The 16,747-nt window shown below is 61.0% G+C and carries 12 protein-coding genes; 3 read left to right on the top strand and 9 right to left on the bottom strand.

The features are described 5' to 3' along the window. Positions 1-130: 130 nt before the first annotated feature. On the bottom strand, positions 131-805 hold the full coding sequence (locus tag HY962_06660) for a hypothetical protein (GenBank protein ID MBI5646596.1): 675 nt from the start codon (positions 803-805) through the stop codon (positions 131-133). A 1,504-nt stretch (positions 806-2,309) separates the two neighbouring features. On the opposite strand from HY962_06660, the gene HY962_06655 reads away from it, so the two are divergent. Both HY962_06655 and HY962_06650 read left to right on the top strand, forming a co-directional pair. Further along, entirely contained in the window at positions 2,310-3,080 is a 771-nt protein-coding gene (locus HY962_06655) for an acyloxyacyl hydrolase (protein MBI5646595.1), read from the top strand. A gap of 620 nt (positions 3,081-3,700) precedes the next feature. Then, the gene (locus tag HY962_06650; protein ID MBI5646594.1) at positions 3,701-5,857 is read left to right on the top strand and encodes a T9SS type A sorting domain-containing protein; all 2,157 of its coding nucleotides are present in this window, start codon (positions 3,701-3,703) and stop codon (positions 5,855-5,857) included. A 250-nt stretch (positions 5,858-6,107) separates the two neighbouring features. On the opposite strand, the gene HY962_06645 is transcribed toward HY962_06650, so the two are convergent. After that, a complete protein-coding gene (locus tag HY962_06645; GenBank protein ID MBI5646593.1) occupies positions 6,108-7,415 on the bottom strand; it encodes a hypothetical protein in 1,308 nt (435 codons plus the stop codon). Here HY962_06645 and dacB point away from each other — a divergent pair. Next, entirely contained in the window at positions 7,414-8,865 is a 1,452-nt protein-coding gene (dacB, locus tag HY962_06640) for a D-alanyl-D-alanine carboxypeptidase/D-alanyl-D-alanine-endopeptidase (protein MBI5646592.1), read from the top strand. The two genes, HY962_06645 and dacB, sit on opposite strands and share 2 nt — an antisense overlap. Here dacB and HY962_06635 read toward each other — a convergent pair. From HY962_06635 to infB, 7 genes are all read right to left on the bottom strand, one after another. Continuing rightward, complete coding sequence (locus HY962_06635) at positions 8,849-9,151, bottom strand: hypothetical protein (GenBank protein ID MBI5646591.1); 303 nt, start codon at positions 9,149-9,151, stop codon at positions 8,849-8,851. The genes dacB and HY962_06635 overlap by 17 nt on opposite strands. Positions 9,152-9,262: 111 nt before the next feature. Further along, on the bottom strand, positions 9,263-11,452 hold the full coding sequence (gene pnp, locus HY962_06630; GenBank protein ID MBI5646590.1) for a polyribonucleotide nucleotidyltransferase: 2,190 nt from the start codon (positions 11,450-11,452) through the stop codon (positions 9,263-9,265). Positions 11,453-11,497: 45 nt separating this feature from the next. After that, the gene (gene rpsO, locus HY962_06625) at positions 11,498-11,767 is read right to left on the bottom strand and encodes a 30S ribosomal protein S15 (protein ID MBI5646589.1); all 270 of its coding nucleotides are present in this window, start codon (positions 11,765-11,767) and stop codon (positions 11,498-11,500) included. Between the two features lie 17 nt (positions 11,768-11,784). Further along, positions 11,785-12,750 carry a bifunctional riboflavin kinase/FAD synthetase gene (locus tag HY962_06620; GenBank protein MBI5646588.1) on the bottom strand — a complete coding sequence of 322 codons (966 nt, stop codon included), beginning with the start codon at positions 12,748-12,750 and terminating at the stop codon, positions 11,785-11,787. After that, complete coding sequence (truB, locus tag HY962_06615) at positions 12,737-13,444, bottom strand: tRNA pseudouridine(55) synthase TruB (protein ID MBI5646587.1); 708 nt, start codon at positions 13,442-13,444, stop codon at positions 12,737-12,739. The genes HY962_06620 and truB overlap by 14 nt, the downstream gene beginning before the upstream one ends. A gap of 26 nt (positions 13,445-13,470) precedes the next feature. After that, positions 13,471-13,824 carry a 30S ribosome-binding factor RbfA gene (gene rbfA / locus HY962_06610; protein ID MBI5646586.1) on the bottom strand — a complete coding sequence of 118 codons (354 nt, stop codon included), beginning with the start codon at positions 13,822-13,824 and terminating at the stop codon, positions 13,471-13,473. 12 nt (positions 13,825-13,836) lie between these two features. Then, a complete protein-coding gene (gene infB, locus HY962_06605) occupies positions 13,837-16,719 on the bottom strand; it encodes a translation initiation factor IF-2 (GenBank protein ID MBI5646585.1) in 2,883 nt (960 codons plus the stop codon). Between the last annotated feature and the right edge of the window lie 28 nt (positions 16,720-16,747).

Here is a 16,747-nt window from a genome sequence, read left to right as displayed (position 1 = left end):
TCATGGAATAAAAATACCCTGAAAATTGAAAACTGCAATTTCAATTTTCAGTGTGCCTTACCAGTCCTGAATCAGTATGAAACTGCTCCACTGTTCCGATGTCCCGGCGCCCATTCCTCAGAAAACGGATTCAGCGACCGGGTCGGTGTCGGGCTCCCATGCCTGCTGCCGCAACGCCATGACGCCGCGACGCTCGTAGTACGAGCGTCGTGCCCAGCACGCCCGCGACCAGCAGTCCCACGTCCTCGTACACACCCATCGTGAGTGCCGCTGTGAAACCGATGAGTGACCACAGCGCGGGGATGATGAGCAAGATTTTTGGAATGTCTCGACCGAGCAGGAGAATACCGAAGGTGAAAATGACCAACGGACAGGGCGCGCCGAAGCTGGGCGCGGCGGGAAATTGGTGTCCTGCCAATGTCCCCAACAGCGGATACAAAAGCAGCGCGTAGAGCACAAGCGCCGCTCCTCCGAGGGAGTATGGGTTGAGCGAGAAACTGTAGCTTCCGGGCCTCCGCCAGGCGACGTACAGGAGTAGGAGTCCCTCGGCGATGAATGCGCCTCCGAACAGAGACGCCGCGGGGTTGACCGGCGCAAAGAAGGTGATGTGATACACCAGGCCCGACCACAGCCACAACAGCCCGAGGCACAGCGGAACGAGAAACTGCCTGCGCCCGCCACCCCGCAGCGCCACCCCCAGGGCCACGACTGCCAGCGCGTACAACACGAGCTGCATCGGCCAGATTGTATCGTTATAGGCCGTAAAAACGGCGAAAAACTGTTCCGGGGTGAATGGAAGCTGCATCGCGCACCAGAGTTGTTGCCACAAATATAGCGGTACAGGAGCAAGTACTCCATTATTTTTTGTTGCCGGAATGTGAAAAACATAGTATGGTGACACGCGATACAACTCTTGTGACCGAACTTGCGAAGTGCGGAAACACGATTGAGAGTATGTGAACGAACTTGAAGAGATCGGTGACACGATTTTTCATGACCGGAACGAACTCGCAGAGTGTTGTAACCGAAGTTGCAGAACCCGGTGACTGAACTCACACCACGCGAACACCACAAATATGTACTGAAGCGAACTCGCAGAGTACGGTAACAAAGTCGCAGAGACCGGTGACAAAGTCGCGGAGTAGTGTTACCGAAGTCACAATGTATGTGACGCCCTTGTACACTATGGTGCCGAACTCGCAGACTACGGAAGCGGTGTTTACAGGTCCTGTAACGAAGTCGCAGAGTCTGCGCACCGAAGTCACAAACACCGGTTCCACAATTGAGACTCCTGTGACAGAACTCACAAAGTGCGGAAACACGTGTGAGAGTACTCGCAACGAACCTGCACATATAGGCACCGAACTCGCGAAGTACTTTTTGTCCGCTGCAAACTCCTTTTTCGCGGAATGGAAGCACCGTTTGTCAGCCGCGAAGTACGTTTCACGGGCTGCGAAGAGCGTTTTGTCAGAGTGAAACTGCCGGCTGTCGGCGTAGAATTACCGTTTGTCGACCGCGAAGAGTGTTTCACGAACTTCGAAGAGCGTTTCGTCAGAGTGAAGGTGTTGGTTGCCGGCTTAGAAGATCCATTTGACGGCCGCGAAGAGTGTTTCACGAACTTCGAAGAGCGTATCGTCAGAGTGAAGGTGCTGGTTATCCAGCGCGGGACTCAGTTCGTCCGACGCAGACTCCGTTTTCCGCGCTTGGGTGTTCGTATTGTCGGATTTGGGTGGTGTTTTGTGCGAGTCAGGCAGCGATTTGTCCGGCTGGTACTACCGTTCGTCCGACGGTACGAGCATTTTCCTACAATAGCAGTGTGTGTTATTGGAATTGGTGGATGTGCGATGCGGATGGGAATGCCGAGCGTCCGACTCGAACACCGCTTTCGACATCTTGCATCGTGTGTTGCCGGATTCGAGCGGTGTGCTGACCTGTGGTACTGTTGTTTGTCGGTTGCGAACAGTGTATACAAACGCTAGATATCTGTGTTGTAGAAGAAAAAAAGAGAAATATCCAGTGCAGAGCTCGATTGCCGGGAAATGGCGCAAGCCGTACTCCCCTCTAGCGCTTGAAAACCGATTATCGTTCCTGTTTCACGGCATAATACCGTATTTCCCGGCTGATTGTACACGCTTGACTCTTTTGCCTCATTGGCAATATCAGCTGAGCATTTCCTCACAACCGGGCGAGAACAAGTATTTTTTTGTTCTTTTTTACAATCGTGTGTACATCATTGGATCCAGGATACGGAATTTCTCCACTTACCCATTGTACTAGATTCTTGAACCTAAGGATGGATTTCTACGCTGATGAATTTTCTCACTCGCGAAATCGAGGAGAATGGTGTAGGTTTGTGTCGGTACGGAACGTCTGAAGGAAGCAACAGGTTGAAAAAACACGTCCAGATTGTTTTGGTCCTGCTATTTCTGCTCCCGGGCAGGGCTTTCCCGCAGTATGCGGTGGGAGATCATTGGTATGATAATCCCTTGGGATTTGAGCCGCTGAAGCTCCATACGTCCATGGGATTTATAGTGCCCGCCGGTGTTGTCGGCATTTGCCTGCTGGTGACCGAAAACAATCCCGCACTTTCACAGAGACTTGAAGTGTTTAATGAATTGGGATGCTCGTGGGGATATAAATATCCCGGCACTTTCCTTTTTAAAAACAGTACGGGATTAAATTATTTATTACGTGATTTTATGTCAATGGGATTAGAGTTTAATGTTTTATATCCCACCGACAATTTCAACAGGACGCTGGGACTATCCGTTATTCCCTTTGCACGTTTCTATTTTCTCAACAACGATCGGATGACGTTGTTTTTTGAATCCGGAGGGGGTCTGTCATACTTTTTTAACGAATTTCCACAGCCGACGGACCGGGATGCACGAGTAGGAACCACAGTAAATGGTATGACCAAATATGGAATTGGTACAGAGATCCGGGCGTGTGACAGCTATTCAATTTTATTCGGGCTGAGACATGTTCATGTTTCAAATGGGAATACAAGCGGTGTGGAAAGGAATCCATCACATGACAGCAATGGATTCTATATTGGATTAGCAAAAAAGTTTCCGTAAGACGCAGGGCGCGGCTGGTGCGCAAAGAAAAAAGCACACAGGAGGAACGGAGGAAACGGAGGTTTTTTCTTGCGGCCTTCGGCCGCTCTCCCGCTACCCCGCTGTCGCACGATAGGGTGGTGCGCGTAGAAAAAAGCACACAGGAGGAACGGAGGAAACGGAGGCTTTTTCCTGCGGCCTTCGGCCGCTCTCCCGCTACCCCGCTGTCGCACGATAGGGTGGTGCGCGTAGAAAAAAGCACACAGGAGGAACGGAGGCAACGGAGGTTTTTTCCTGCGGCCTTCGGCCGCTCTCCCGCTGTTCCGCTGTCCCGCTGTCCCGCTGTCCCGTCGCGCTTCGACTCCGCTCAGCGAGACACTATTTCGCTGTCCCGCTCTCCCGCTGTCCCGCTCTCCCGCTGTCCCGCTGTCCCGCTCTCCCGTCGCGCTTCGACTCCGCTCAGCGAGACACCATTTCGTTGTCCCGCTGTCCCGCTGTCCCGCTCCCGCTGTCCGGTCGATGTGCGATTGCCGTGGCAGTGGCGTATCTTCTGATCCAGTCCGCACACGGCTGTTTCTTCCACACAGAAAGGATGTAACACCCTGAATCCATATTGCTCGTTTATCACGCACATACACGGCGTGTGTATCATTGCTGCGATCTGCGCGGCCATTTGTCTGTTGGCGCCGGACGCGGAGGCGCAGTCGCCCTACTGCCTCGGAGGCGCCACATCGTGCAATGAACACATCGCGCGGGTGGAATTTGTGGGCATCGATAAAAGCAGCGGCTGCGGCAACGCCATGGGGTACTCGAATTACTCGATTTCGGTACCGCCGGGCACCGTGGCGGTCGGGCAGTCGTATGGCGTGACGGTCACGAACGGTGCCGCTTTCGCCGCGGATTCCGTGTACATGTGGATTGACTGGGACCAGGACACGACACTTGGGAATACATCGTCCGAGGTGTACCGGCTCGCGACCGCGGATGGCGGTGCTACATTTACGACAACGATCAGCCCGCCTTCTGGTATCGCCAACGGTCCGCGGCGGGTGCGCTTCCGCCTCAACAACAGCGGAATCCGGCCGTACTGCTTCCTGCCCTGCGGTACGATCAGTGCGCCCGGCGAGGTCGAGGACTACACCGTCACGGTCACGGGCGGACGGACAATCTCGGTGACCGGTGTTCTATCGCGGCAATGCACGGGGACGACGTTCCCGATCGATTTCAGCATCAACGGCACGTACCAATCCGGCAATATCTTCACCGCGCAGGTGTCGTCCGCTTCGGGCAGCTTCGCCGCGCCTGTTGCGATCGGTTCGCTGATCGGCACCTCAGGCGGCACAATCAACGCGATGCTCTCGGGCGCGACGGTGCACGGCACAGGGTACCGCGTGCGCATCGTCGCCAGCAATCCGCCCACGGTGGGTGTGGAAAATGACAGCGACATCACGGTGTGGAACGGCTTCCCGTATGTGCTGACGTGGACCGGCACCGCCGACAGTGTCTGGACGAATCCCTCGAATTGGGACAATCCGTGCGCCATCCCGACGCCGGGAGACACCGTCTACATCCCCGCCGGCACACGGCAGCCGGACCTGGTGCCTGCGATCAGTCTCACCAAGCTCCGCCTCGACAATGCCGCGGGCATCAGTCTCAGCGGCTCCATGATAATCACACACGCCCTCGAACTCGCGGACGGCTGCATCACGCTGGGGGGCGCCAACCTCGCCTTGACGGCCACCGCCGCCATCACCGCGGCCGGCAGCAACGCGTTCGTGATCACGAACGGCGCGGGGGAGCTGCGTCAGGCGGGTCTGGGCGCGGGTCTGCGCAGCGGACCGGTTCTGTTCCCCGTCGGGACACGCGCCGGCTCGTACACGCCCGCCTGGATCGAGAACCGCGGCAGCGCCGACGAATATCGGATACGTCTATCCGATTCCGCGCGTACGCACGGCGCGACGGGATTCGGTGTGGACAGCAATGCCGTGAACCGGACCTGGCACGTGACCGAGGCCTTCGTCGGCGGGAGCGACGTGACGCTGCGACTGCAGTGGAACGCGCAGGATGAGCTTCCGGGCTTCCACCCCCTGTCGTGTTTTGTCGCACGATTCGACGGGAACGGCTGGGTGCCGCAGCGCGCACCCACACCCGCCACAGGCACGGGTCCATTCGAGGTGTCCGCATCAGGCATCACCGCATTCTCGCCCTTCGTCGTCGCAGATTCACTCTCGCGCGTGCCGGTTGACCTGCTGGTCTACACGTTGGAGCATGTCGGAGGAACGGTTCGTATGTTCTGGCGTACGGCGAACGAACGCGACAACGCCGGCTTCATCGTTGAAAGACGCTCACGGGACGAGTCGCGATGGACCGACATCGGCTACATCGCCGCAGGCAGAGCCGCCGGAGACACGTACACATTTACCGATGACCGCGCGGAGCCGGGTGCGTGGGAGTACCGCCTGGTGCAGATGGACCACGACGGAACACGCACGACGTACCGGCCGCTCTCCGTCCTTATCACAGCGGTGCCTGGTGCGCTGGAACTCGCGCAGAACCATCCGAATCCTGCGGCGACCACGACGACGTTCGGCTTCCATCTGCCCGCCGAGCGGCAGACGCGTTTCCTCGTCACGGACCTCCTCGGTCGCATCGTGGGCATCGTCGTCGATAAAACGCTTGCGGCGGGTCGACACGCGGTCACGTTCGACGTCACACAGCTTCCCGCGGGAGTGTATCGCTGCACACTTACGACCGGTGACGCGACCGTCTCGCGGTTGATGACGGTCATGCGGCGCTGAACGGAGCGCAGGGAATCGGGGCGTCCGGTCGTCTGATCGCGGCGCTGTACGCGTAGGGCGACCGCCGGTCGCCCCTGCGGATGAGATCCCTGGGTTACGCATGCGCCGAATACAACGCAGGGAATCGGGTCGGCGGGTTTTATATATTCCAATCGTCTGATCGTCTGATTCAGTGCCGTCGCGCCTCGACTCCGCTCGGCGTGACACTGCTTCGTTGTCGCGCTCCCAACTCCCTACTCCCTACTCCAAACTATCCGCCCACAACACCTGCACGCTGCATTCGGGCAAGGAGGGATCGGACGTTCAGGTTTTCACGTTCGAAGGGCACGGCGCCGGCTTCGAGGAGGTAGAGACGACCGTAGGTGGCGGGACGCGCGGGATCAAAATCGTCGGAGGTGGCGGCGACGGTGACCCACTCGGGATGCTCGGGCATGTCGATGTCGTAATAGCCCGCGCTGAAAGGAATGGAGATGGCGTCGCGCGGAAACATCTGCCGCGGCACGGTGCAGGTCACCATGTACACTCCCCCGCTTTCCTTCTCCACTTTCGCCTTGACAAGACGCGACACGGGCCGGCGGCTGTCCTTCTCTTTTTCCGCCGGGGCGGACACCATAACCACGGGAGGCATCTTTGCTCCGTCGCCCAGAAGTACGGTGATGCGCAGCAGCGTATTCTCATCCGGTACACGCGTTTTTCCCGTGCCCTCGAGTTTTTTCTGCAGGGACGGATCAAAACACAGGACCATGCGGTCGCTGTGCTCCGGATCCGCCCCGCTGAGCAGGCGGTCGTCCAGCACGCGAAAGGTCAGATACAAGTGACTCGTATCGTACACCGCGGAGGAAAAAAGTGCGCAGTCGTCGGGTCCGGACCAGCTTGAAGATCCTTTCACCAAAGACCGGTACGTGGTGTCAGCAATGGGGATAGCGTCGTCCGACGAAATTTTTGTTCCAACAGGATAGACGGGCAGCGCGGTGGCCTCGTGTTTCAGCAGCACCTTGCCGTCGCTGACCCGGTAATACGATTCGCTGCTGCGGTGTGTGCGGAAATCGGTGTGCTGTTCGAATCCGACACTCGCACCGCCGGAGCGCACACGACTCGTTTCCCAATAATCGGCCTGCCGGAAGACTCCGCCCCGCGCGGTGTACCCGGTGATCTCCCAATTGTACTCGCCGCGTTTCCGTGTGATATGACACACTCCCTCGTCGATGGAAAAGCCCACTTCGATGGGTTCGGAGATGTAGGTGCGCGCCAGTGTGCGCACGGGCCTGAAGTCTTTCCCTTCCGCAAGCAAGATGGCCACGCCCAATTCGCGCCGCGGCGCGTCGTCGGCCTTGTACGACAGCACCACGTCCGGCAGCGAATCGGAAGAGATGTCGCCGATGTCGTAGCCATAGACCTTGCACTTCGGCGGCAATTTCGATATGATGGCGCGCGCCTGTTCCTCGGTAAACACCGCGCGCAGGCGCACGGCAAACGCCGCGTATTCGAGACTGTCGGCAGCCGGAGCCGCATCCGCCCGCGGCACACACAGCATCCCACACAGAAACACCGCCGCCATGAATCCCGTCCAACGATTATCCCGCCTCGCACACATCCTGCCCGCGGCCGCGCTGCTCCTGATCATTACAACAGAGGTGTCCACACAGACGCGGGACGAGGCGGCGGAACGGCTGCGCGCCGCGGTGCAGCGCGAGCTGGCTTCGCCGCTGTTCACACGGGCGCTGGCAGCGGTGGAGATAGTGGACATGGAGTCGGGTTCGGTTTTGTTTTCGCGGAATACGGATTTGTTGCTGCGTCCGGCCTCGAACACCAAGCTGTTCACCACGGCGGCCGCACTGCTTGGGCTGCCGCGCGACTTCGCCTTCGAAACGGCCGCGTATATCGACAGCAGCGCTGGGGGCGGAGCCACGCTGTGGATCCGGGCTTCCGGCGATCCGCTGCTGCGCAGTGAAGATATTCAAAAATTGGCGGACTTGATACGCTCCGCGGGTGTGACACGTCTCGCGGCCCTCGCACTCGACGGCTCGGCGCTCGACACGCTGTCCTACGGTCCGGGTTGGATGTGGGACGATCTGCCCTCGGTGTCGGCGCCCGTGCTCAGCGCTTTTGCGAGCAACGGGGGTGTGCGCCGCCTCGCGCTCGCCGCACCCGCAAAGGACGGCGAACCCGTCTCCGTGACGGACGTCGATCCCTGCGTGTTGGGTGTGATACGGAGCAGTGCGCGCAGCGGCGCGCGCGATCGCTTCGAGATCGGCGGCGATCCGCTCGGCACCACAATCGTGATACACGGCACCGTGCAGAGAGGCACGACGGAACACGAGGACGTGGCCGACAGGCAGCCCGAACAGACCTTCGTCTGCCGCCTCCGCGCGGCGCTGAAGCGCGCGGGTGTGGAACTGCACGACGGCGGCGCGGTGCAGCGCGGGATGGTGCCCGCGCGCGCGTCGCGTGTCGGCGCGGTGACACACCGCCTGGACGAGGCCGTCGCGCAGTGTAATGTCGAGAGCGACAACCTCGCGGCCGAGCTGCTGTTGAAGCACGTTGGTGCGGTGAAACGGGGCGGCGCCGGATCAACCGCCGCGGGCATCGAGGCAGGCCGCGCGCTGTGGGCGGGTATGGGTGTGGATACCGCGGCCGTGCGCCTCGTGGACGGCTCGGGCATGTCGTTTTACAATCTGGTCTCGGCCGCGTCGATAGGCGCGCTGCTGCGCGGCATGTACCGCAGTCCGCAGCGCGACAGGTACGTGGCGTCACTCGCGGTGATGGGCACAAGCGGCACTCTGGCGCGGCGGCTTGTCAACGCCGAGGGCGCGCGCCATGTGCGCGGGAAAACCGGGACGGTGAGCGGAGTGAGTGCGCTGTCCGTGTACGTGCTCCCCCCGTCGGGCAGGCCGCTCTCCGTCGTCATGTTGATGCAGAATTTTGCAGGCGGTCACACGCCGTACCGGGCGGTGCAGGACTCGATAGTCCTGCACTGCCTGGCGTACGCCGTCAGACGGTCTCGATGAGTGTTTTATACTCGGTCTTGCCGTCTTTCACAAAATCGTTCACGATGCGGTTGATAAGCTGATCCGTCACATCATCCGAATCGTCTTCCAGCGCGTCGAATTCCTCGACGGATTTACAAATGTAGACTTCGCTGAACTGGTTCGGTTTGCCCTTGACTTCGAAGACCGAGTAGTCCTTTCCGCGTTCGAGCGTGAGGTAGTTCTTCAGCGCGCTGACGGTCTCGAGGTACTCTTCCCGGGCCTGGGGCTTTACGGCGTATGTGATCGAAAAAATCACGCGTGGCATTGTTGCTCCGGTCCTGGTTACTGTGTGATTGTTGTGTAGTTCGTGTTCATTCTGATGTTTCGGCGAACGCCGCGTCCCCGTGAAGGAACGCGGCTGTGTTCCGCCTGCGTATTAATTGCGTCGGGGCTTGCGGCCGCCGCGGTCGCCGCCGCGGTCGCGATCACGGTCGCGGTCGCCGCGGGGCGGACGCGAATCGCTTTCGGTTTCCTCGGGCATGCCTTCGGGGCGCGGGAGCAGGGCCTTGCGGCTCAGACTCATCTTGCCGTTGTCCTCGAACTTGAGAAGCTTCACGGTGACCATGTCGCCCACCTTCAGCACTTCGTCGACCGTCGCGACGCGGCGGTGTTCGAGCTGCGAGATGTGCAGGAGGCCTTCCTTGCCGGGGAGGATTTCGACGAAGGCGCCGAAGTCGGTGATCTTTTTCACCGGTCCGGTGTAGATCTCGCCTTCTTCCGGCAGGGCCGTGATGCGCGAAATCATTTCGACGGCTTTGCGCGAGGCCTCGCCGTCCACCGCCGCGATGATCACGCGGCCGTCGTCGTCGATGTTGATCTCGGCGCCGCTCTCGGCCACGATCTGTTTGATGACCTTGCCGCCCGGTCCGATCACCGCGCCGATCATGTCGACAGGCACGTAAATCGTGGTGAGGCGCGGAGCGTACTTCGAGAGATCCTCGCGGTGCACGCTGAGCGTTTCCGCCATCTTGTCGAGTATGTGCATGCGGCCTTCACGCGCCTGGTTGAGCGCGTCTTCCATGACCTGCAGCGAGATGCCCTTGATCTTGATGTCCATCTGGAACGACGTGATGCCGTCACGCGTGCCGGCGACCTTGAAGTCCATATCGCCGAGATGATCCTCGTTGCCGAGGATGTCGCTGAGCACGGCCACACGCTCGCCTTCCTTGATGAGACCCATGGCGATGCCCGCCACCGGCTTGCGCAGCGGCACGCCCGCATCCATGAGCGCGAGCGAACCCGAGCACACGGTGGCCATCGACGACGAGCCGTTGGACTCGAGGATGTCGCAGAGCAGGCGGATCGTGTACGGGAATTCCTCGTCCGGAGGCATCATCATTTTCAACGCGCGCTCGGCCAGGTTGCCGTGGCCGATTTCGCGGCGGCTGGTGGAGCCCATGCGGCCAACTTCACCGACGGAGAAATGCGGGAAGTTGTAGTGCAACATGAAACGTTTGAACTCCTTGATGAGTCCGTCGATCATCTGCTCGTCCTGCTTCGTCCCGAGCGTGCACGACATAAGCGCCTGCGTCTCGCCGCGGGTGAAGAGGGCCGAACCGTGCACACGCGGAAGCAGTCCCACTTCGGAGCTGATCGGACGAATGTCGCGGGTACCGCGACCGTCGAGGCGCTTGCCATCGGTGAGGATGGTTTCGCGCATCGCGTTTTTCTCGATCTCCTTCAAGAGCTTCTTCATCGTGCCTTCCTGCTCGGGATACTTCTCGGCAAGTTCGGTCACGACACTTTCGTACACGGCCTTGGTGGCCTCGCTGCGTTCTTCCTTGGCGAGCACAGTGCGGGCGAGTTCGACGAGGCGCGCCTCACCGAGGGCCTTCACGTCCTCATACATGCCTTCGGGAAGCACGGGCGCTTCCACCGTCTGGCGCGGCTTGCCCGCCTCGGCGGCGAGTTCCACGATGGCGGCGCAGATCTTTTTGATATACGCGTGCCCGAATTCGAGAGCGCCGAGCATATCGGACTCGGAGATCTCTTTCGATTCGCCCTCGACCATGAGGATCGAGTCGGCCGTGCCGGCCATGACGAGTTCGATGTCGGATTCCTTCAAATCGGTTGTTGTCGGGTTGATGAGATACTCGCCGTTGACACGACCGACGCGCACTTCCGCGATCGGACCGTCGAAGGGCGCGCCCGAGAGCATGAGGGCCGCGGAGGCGCCGCAGCACCCGATCACGTCGCCTTCGTTCTCCTGGTCGTGCGAGTACACGTTGCAGACGATCTGCACCTCGTTGCGGAAATCATCCGCAAACATCGGGCGGATCGGCCGGTCAATGAGGCGGGCCGTGAGGATTTCCTTTTCGGAAGGACGGCCCTCGCGCTTGAAGAAGCCACCGGGGATCTTTCCTGCGGCCGAGGTCTTTTCACGGTATTCGACCGAGAGCGGGAAGAAGTCGACCCCCTCGCGCGGCTGATCCGATGCGACCACGGCGGCCAGAACCATCGTCTCGCCATACGTGACCATCACGGCACCGCTCGCCTGTTTGGCGAAGCGCCCGGTCTCGAGCACCAACGTTCTGTTGCCTATTTCAATTTCTTTTCTTGTAATCATGATTTCGATATCCTGCGATGAATCCCTGTGGCGTGAAAGCGACTGTTATTTGCGGAGGTCAAGTTCTTTCACGATGCGGCGATACCGCTCGATGTTCACCTTCTGCAGGTACGCGAGGAGGCGGCGGCGCTTGCCGACCATTTTGAGCAGGCCGCGGCGGCTGTGATGATCTTTTTTGAATTTGTCGAAGTGTCCGGAAAGGCCGTTGATGGTTTCCGTGAGGATCGCGATCTGCACCTCGGGGCGGCCCGAGTCTTTGTCGTTGGCGCCGTGTTTCGTGATGAGTTCGGCGATCCGTTCCTTGCTGAGTGGCATGGTTGATGCTCCTGTGATTAACGGTGTTCTATGGTTTCAGTTGTAAGATGTGTCATGGACCGGACGAGGGCGCGCGCGGTGCGCTCGTCCTCGTGAAGCTGGGCGACCAGCTCGACGGCGGAGGCGAAACGGGCCTCGTCGCGCAGACGCGCAACGAGCCGCACTTCGGCGCTCATGCCGTAGAGGTCGCCATGAAAATCGAAAATATGCACCTCGACGCTCAGGTGTTCCTGATCGGAGACGGTGGGACGGCGTCCGATATTCAACATGCCGCCGCGCTCGACGCCGTCGACCACGACGGTGACGGCGTACACACCGGGCTTCGGGATGAGCTTGCGGCCGGTGTCGGAATGGATGTTCGCGGTCGGGAAACCGAGCGTGCGGCCGAGGCCGTCGCCGCGCCGCACGATTCCTTCGAAGGAATAGGGGCGCCCGAGCAGCGCCGCCGCGCGGGCCGCGTCGCCGTCGAGCAGCGCGGTACGAACCGAGGTGCTGCTCACTTTTACACCGTCCTCGACGAGTTCGGGAACGACGGTGACACCGACGCCCGATGCGACACCCATTGCGCGCAGCGCGTCGAGACGTCCTCCGCGGCCGCGCCCGAAGGCGTGATCCACACCCACAACAACCTCGCGCGCGCCGAGCGCGCCGACGATGATGTCGCGGAAGAATTCGTCGGCCTCGAGCATGGAGAGATCGCGTGTAAACGGCAGCACGATGCAGAGGTCCAGACCGTGTCCGGCAAAGATGCGCAGGCGTTCATCGATGGTGGTGAGCAGGTGGACGGGCGCGTTGTCGGGCCGCAGCACTTCGCGCGGATGCGGATCGAAGGTGAGCAGGACCGAGCGCAGACCGGTGCGCCGCGCTTCGGCGCGCACAGTGTCGATGATGGCCGCGTGTCCGCGGTGCACCCCGTCGAAGGTGCCGAGTGTGAGCACCGAGGGAGTGGCGCCGGCCTCGCGGAGGGAGTTAACGACCCGCATCGACCGCCTCCGTCTGCGCCGGGCGCAGCAGTTCCGCCGCGGCCGAGAGTTGTTCGAGCGTCCACGCATTCTCCACGCGGTACTCCCCTATCGCCTCGCGCCGGAGCGTTTCGAGATAGGCGCCACAGCCGAGTGCCTGGCCCAGATCATGCGCCAGCGAGCGCACGTAGGTGCCCTTCGAACATTCTACCGTGAATGTGACACGCGGCAATTCCACCGCCTCGATTTCGAAACGGTGTATGTGCACGGCGCGCGGTTCACGCGCCACGTCGATGCCCGCGCGGGCAAGCGTGTAGAGCCGGCGGCCGCCCTGCTTCAGCGCCGCGAACATCGGCGGCACCTGCATCTGCGCGCCGACAAATGTCGCTGCGGCGCCGCGGATGGTGGTCTCGTCGATGCCGTCGAGCGGGCGCTCGTCGACGGGCGGCGTGGCCGCGTCGTAACTGGCTGTCACTGCACCCAGCAGCAGCGTGCCGCTGTAGATCTTTTGCTGCGCCTGATAGCCGTCGATGGACTTTGTATGCCTGCCTGAAGCGAGAATGAGCAGTCCGGTGGCAAGAGGATCGAGCGTGCCCGCATGGCCGATCTTACGCACGCGCAACATACCACGCACCTTGCGCACCACGTCGAAGGACGTCCACTCGCGCGGTTTGTCGACGAGCAGCATGCCTCCGTCGTCCGACCGGAAGGCCATGAGGGAGTCCATGTCGCCGTGTGCCGTCACCGGTTCTTTTCTTCCTCGTGGATGCGGCCGAGCAACTGTTCGAGGCGCTCGACGCGGTTCAGCGTTTCGTCGATGTAGAAGCGCAGTTCGGGCGTGAACTTGAGCCGCACCGAGCGGCCGATTTCCATACGAATGGCCTTGTGATGCTCCTCGAAGAAGGCCAGCACCTGTTCGTTCGTCTTGTCGGAATGGTAGTGGCTGATGTAGATCTTCGCGAGTTTCAGATCGGGCGCCATGATGACGTCGGTGACGGTCAGCAGACCGTAGCCCGACGTATCGATATCGCGCTGCAGCATGCCGCCGATCACCTCGCGGATCAGACCCGCCACTCGTTCCGTACGGATAGACATGACCGCTCCGTCTTAGGCCAGGGTTCTCTTCGTTTCGACCCGTTCGTAGGCCTCGATGATGTCGCCGACTTTGATGTCGTTGAATCCGTCGAGACTGATGCCGCACTCGAAGTTTGTGTCCACTTCGCGCACATCTTCCTTGAATCGCTTCAGGGAGCTGATCGAGCCGTTGAACATCGTCATGCCGTCGCGCACGAGGCGGACGCGGTTGTTGCGCGTGATCTTGCCGTCCTGCACGTAACATCCCGCGATGGTGCCGAGGCGCGAGATCTTGAACGTTTCGCGCACCAGCACGGTGGCGAGGATGCGCTCGCTGACCTCGGGCGAGAGCAGGCCTTCGAGGGCCTTCTTCACGTCGTCGATCGCGTCGTAGATGATCTCGTACAGGCGGATGTCGACGTTCTCGGCCTCGGCGAGCTTGCGCGCGTTGAGGTTCGGACGGACGTGGAAGCCGATGATGATCGCGTTCGAGGCCGACGCGAGCAGCACGTCGGATTCGGAGATGGCGCCGACGTTGGCGAGGATGACGCGCACGCGCACCTCGTCGGTCGACAGCCGCTGCAACGAATCGGAGAGCGCTTCAACCGAACCGTCCACATCGCCCTTGACGACGAGCGACAGTTCCTCGACGCCGCCGAGTTTGATCTGGGCCGAGATGTCGTCGAGCGTCTGACGGCGCTGGCTGCGGAATTCGGATTCGCGCTTGATCTGCTGGCGTTCGCTGGCGATGAGGCGCGCCTCGCGGTCGGATTCGACAGCCACAAAAAGATCGCCCGCCTGCGGCATGCCGTTGAAGCCGAGCACCTGCACAGGCGTGGCCGGAGTGGCAATCTGCACCTTCTTGTCGCGCTCGTCCATGAGCGAGCGCACGCGGCCGTATTCATTGCCCGCGACGAAGGCGTCGCCGACACGCAGCGTGCCCTTCTGCACGAGCACCGTGGCCACGATGCCCTTCTTGTCGAGTTTCGATTCGATGACGACACCGCGGGCGAGACGGTCTTCATTCGCCTTGAGATCGAGGATGTCGGCCTCGAGCGTGATACGCTCGAGCAGCATGTCGATGTTGGTGCCCTGTTTGGCCGATATCGGAATCGCGCCGTACTTGCCGCCCCACTCCTCGATGAGCACATTGCGCTCGCTGAGCTGCTGCTTGATGCGGTCGATGTTCGCGTTCGGTTTGTCGATCTTGTTGATGGCGACGATGATGGGCACCTTCGCGGCCAGCGCGTGGCTGATTGCCTCGAGGGTCTGCGGCATGACGCTGTCGTCGGCCGCCACCACCAGCACGACGATGTCGGTGGCCTGGGCGCCGCGGGCGCGCATGGCGGTGAAGGCCTCGTGACCCGGGGTGTCGAGGAAGGTGATCCTGCGGCCCGAATCGAGTTCCACCGTGTAGGCGCCGATGTGCTGCGTGATACCGCCGCTCTCGCCCGCCACCACGTTGGTCTTGCGGATGTAATCGAGCAGCGAGGTCTTGCCGTGATCGACGTGACCCATGATGGTGACGATGGGCGGACGCGTAACGAGCGTCTCCTCCTCGTCCACCAGATCCTCGGTGAGATCCGTTTCGGTGAGTTCGACGGTCTGCACCTCGAAGCCGAATTCGGACGACACGAGTGTGATGGTGTCGAGATCGAGGCGCTGGTTGATCGACGCCATGACACCGAGGCCGATCAGCGACGAGATGATCTCGGGCACACTGACGTTCATGAGGCCGGCGATTTCGCTCACCGTCGCGTACTCGTAGATCTTGAGCACGCGGTTTTCGGTCTCCGCGCGTTCCACTTCGCGGCGCACGTTCTCCTCGCGGCGTGCGCGTTTTTTCTTGCGCACCGACGCGCGCGCCGACGAGGCGCCGTAATCGCCCATCGCGGCGATGGTGCGTTTGATGGCGCCGGCCACTTCCTCGGCGTCGACTTCCTTCGCCTTGCCGCGTTTACCGACGACCTTCTTCGCAACGACCTTTTTCTTGTCGGCGTCGGTGGTCTCCTCGGTGGGCGCGGGCGCGCCGGCGACGATTTTTTTCTTGAGCTTCTTCTTGTGTTTCGGCTTGTCGTCGTCGCCTTCCTTGCCGGCGGCGTCCTTCGACTTCTCGCCGCGCGCCTTGGTTTCGGCGAGCGCCTTGAGGTCGATCATGCCGCGCACCTTGAGTCCCATCTTCGGCACACTGGCCTGGATGGAGACGTCGAGTTCGGGCTTTTTCACCACGACGGGTTCTTCAGGTACATCGGCCGCAACTTCGGTCGCAGCGGTTTCCTCGGCGACGGGAGCCGTTTCGTCAGCGGGCGTCTCGACTGCCTCGGGCACGGTTTCAACAGGTGCCGTGGTGTCGGCCGGCGGCGTGGCTTCCGCGACAGGCGCGGTCTCCGCGACAGGGGGTGCGGGCACGACCTCGGGCATTTCGGCCACGGGAGGCGTCTCCACAACAACCGCCGCGGGGGCTTCCGCGTGCACGGTCTCGACCACCTCGGCCGCGGGCGTGGTCTCCTGTTCCATCACCACCGGTTCCGTCTCGACAGCGGCGGTCTCGGCTTCGACGGGAAGCTCGGCGGAAGGCGCCGCGACTGGCTCGACCTCCGCTGCGGGCGGTTGTACGACCGTGTCGGCCGGCGGAGCGGGCTGTTCCTCGCTCTCGGGCTTCTCGTCCTCGCCCCGGCGCTTCCGGTCCTGCTCGTCGAATTCCCGGCGCTTGCGCGCGTGGCGTTCGGCTTCGGCCTTGTCCTTCTTGTAATGCTTCGAAACGACTTCAAGCATTTCGTCGTCGACGATGGACATGTGATTCTTGACGTCGAACCCCTTCTTCGAGAGAAAGTCGATCAACGTGTCGTGCGAAATGTTGAAATCCTTCGCGACCTTGTAGAGCCGGATTTTATTCTGTTTTTCTGAAACAGCCATGCGTTGCGACGTCCTGCCTAATTCTTCG

The sequence above is a fragment of the Ignavibacteriota bacterium genome (assembly GCA_016218045.1).
Classification (GTDB): domain Bacteria; phylum Bacteroidota; class Ignavibacteria; order SZUA-365; family SZUA-365; genus JACRFB01.
This window is presented reverse-complemented; position numbering and strand designations above follow the sequence as displayed.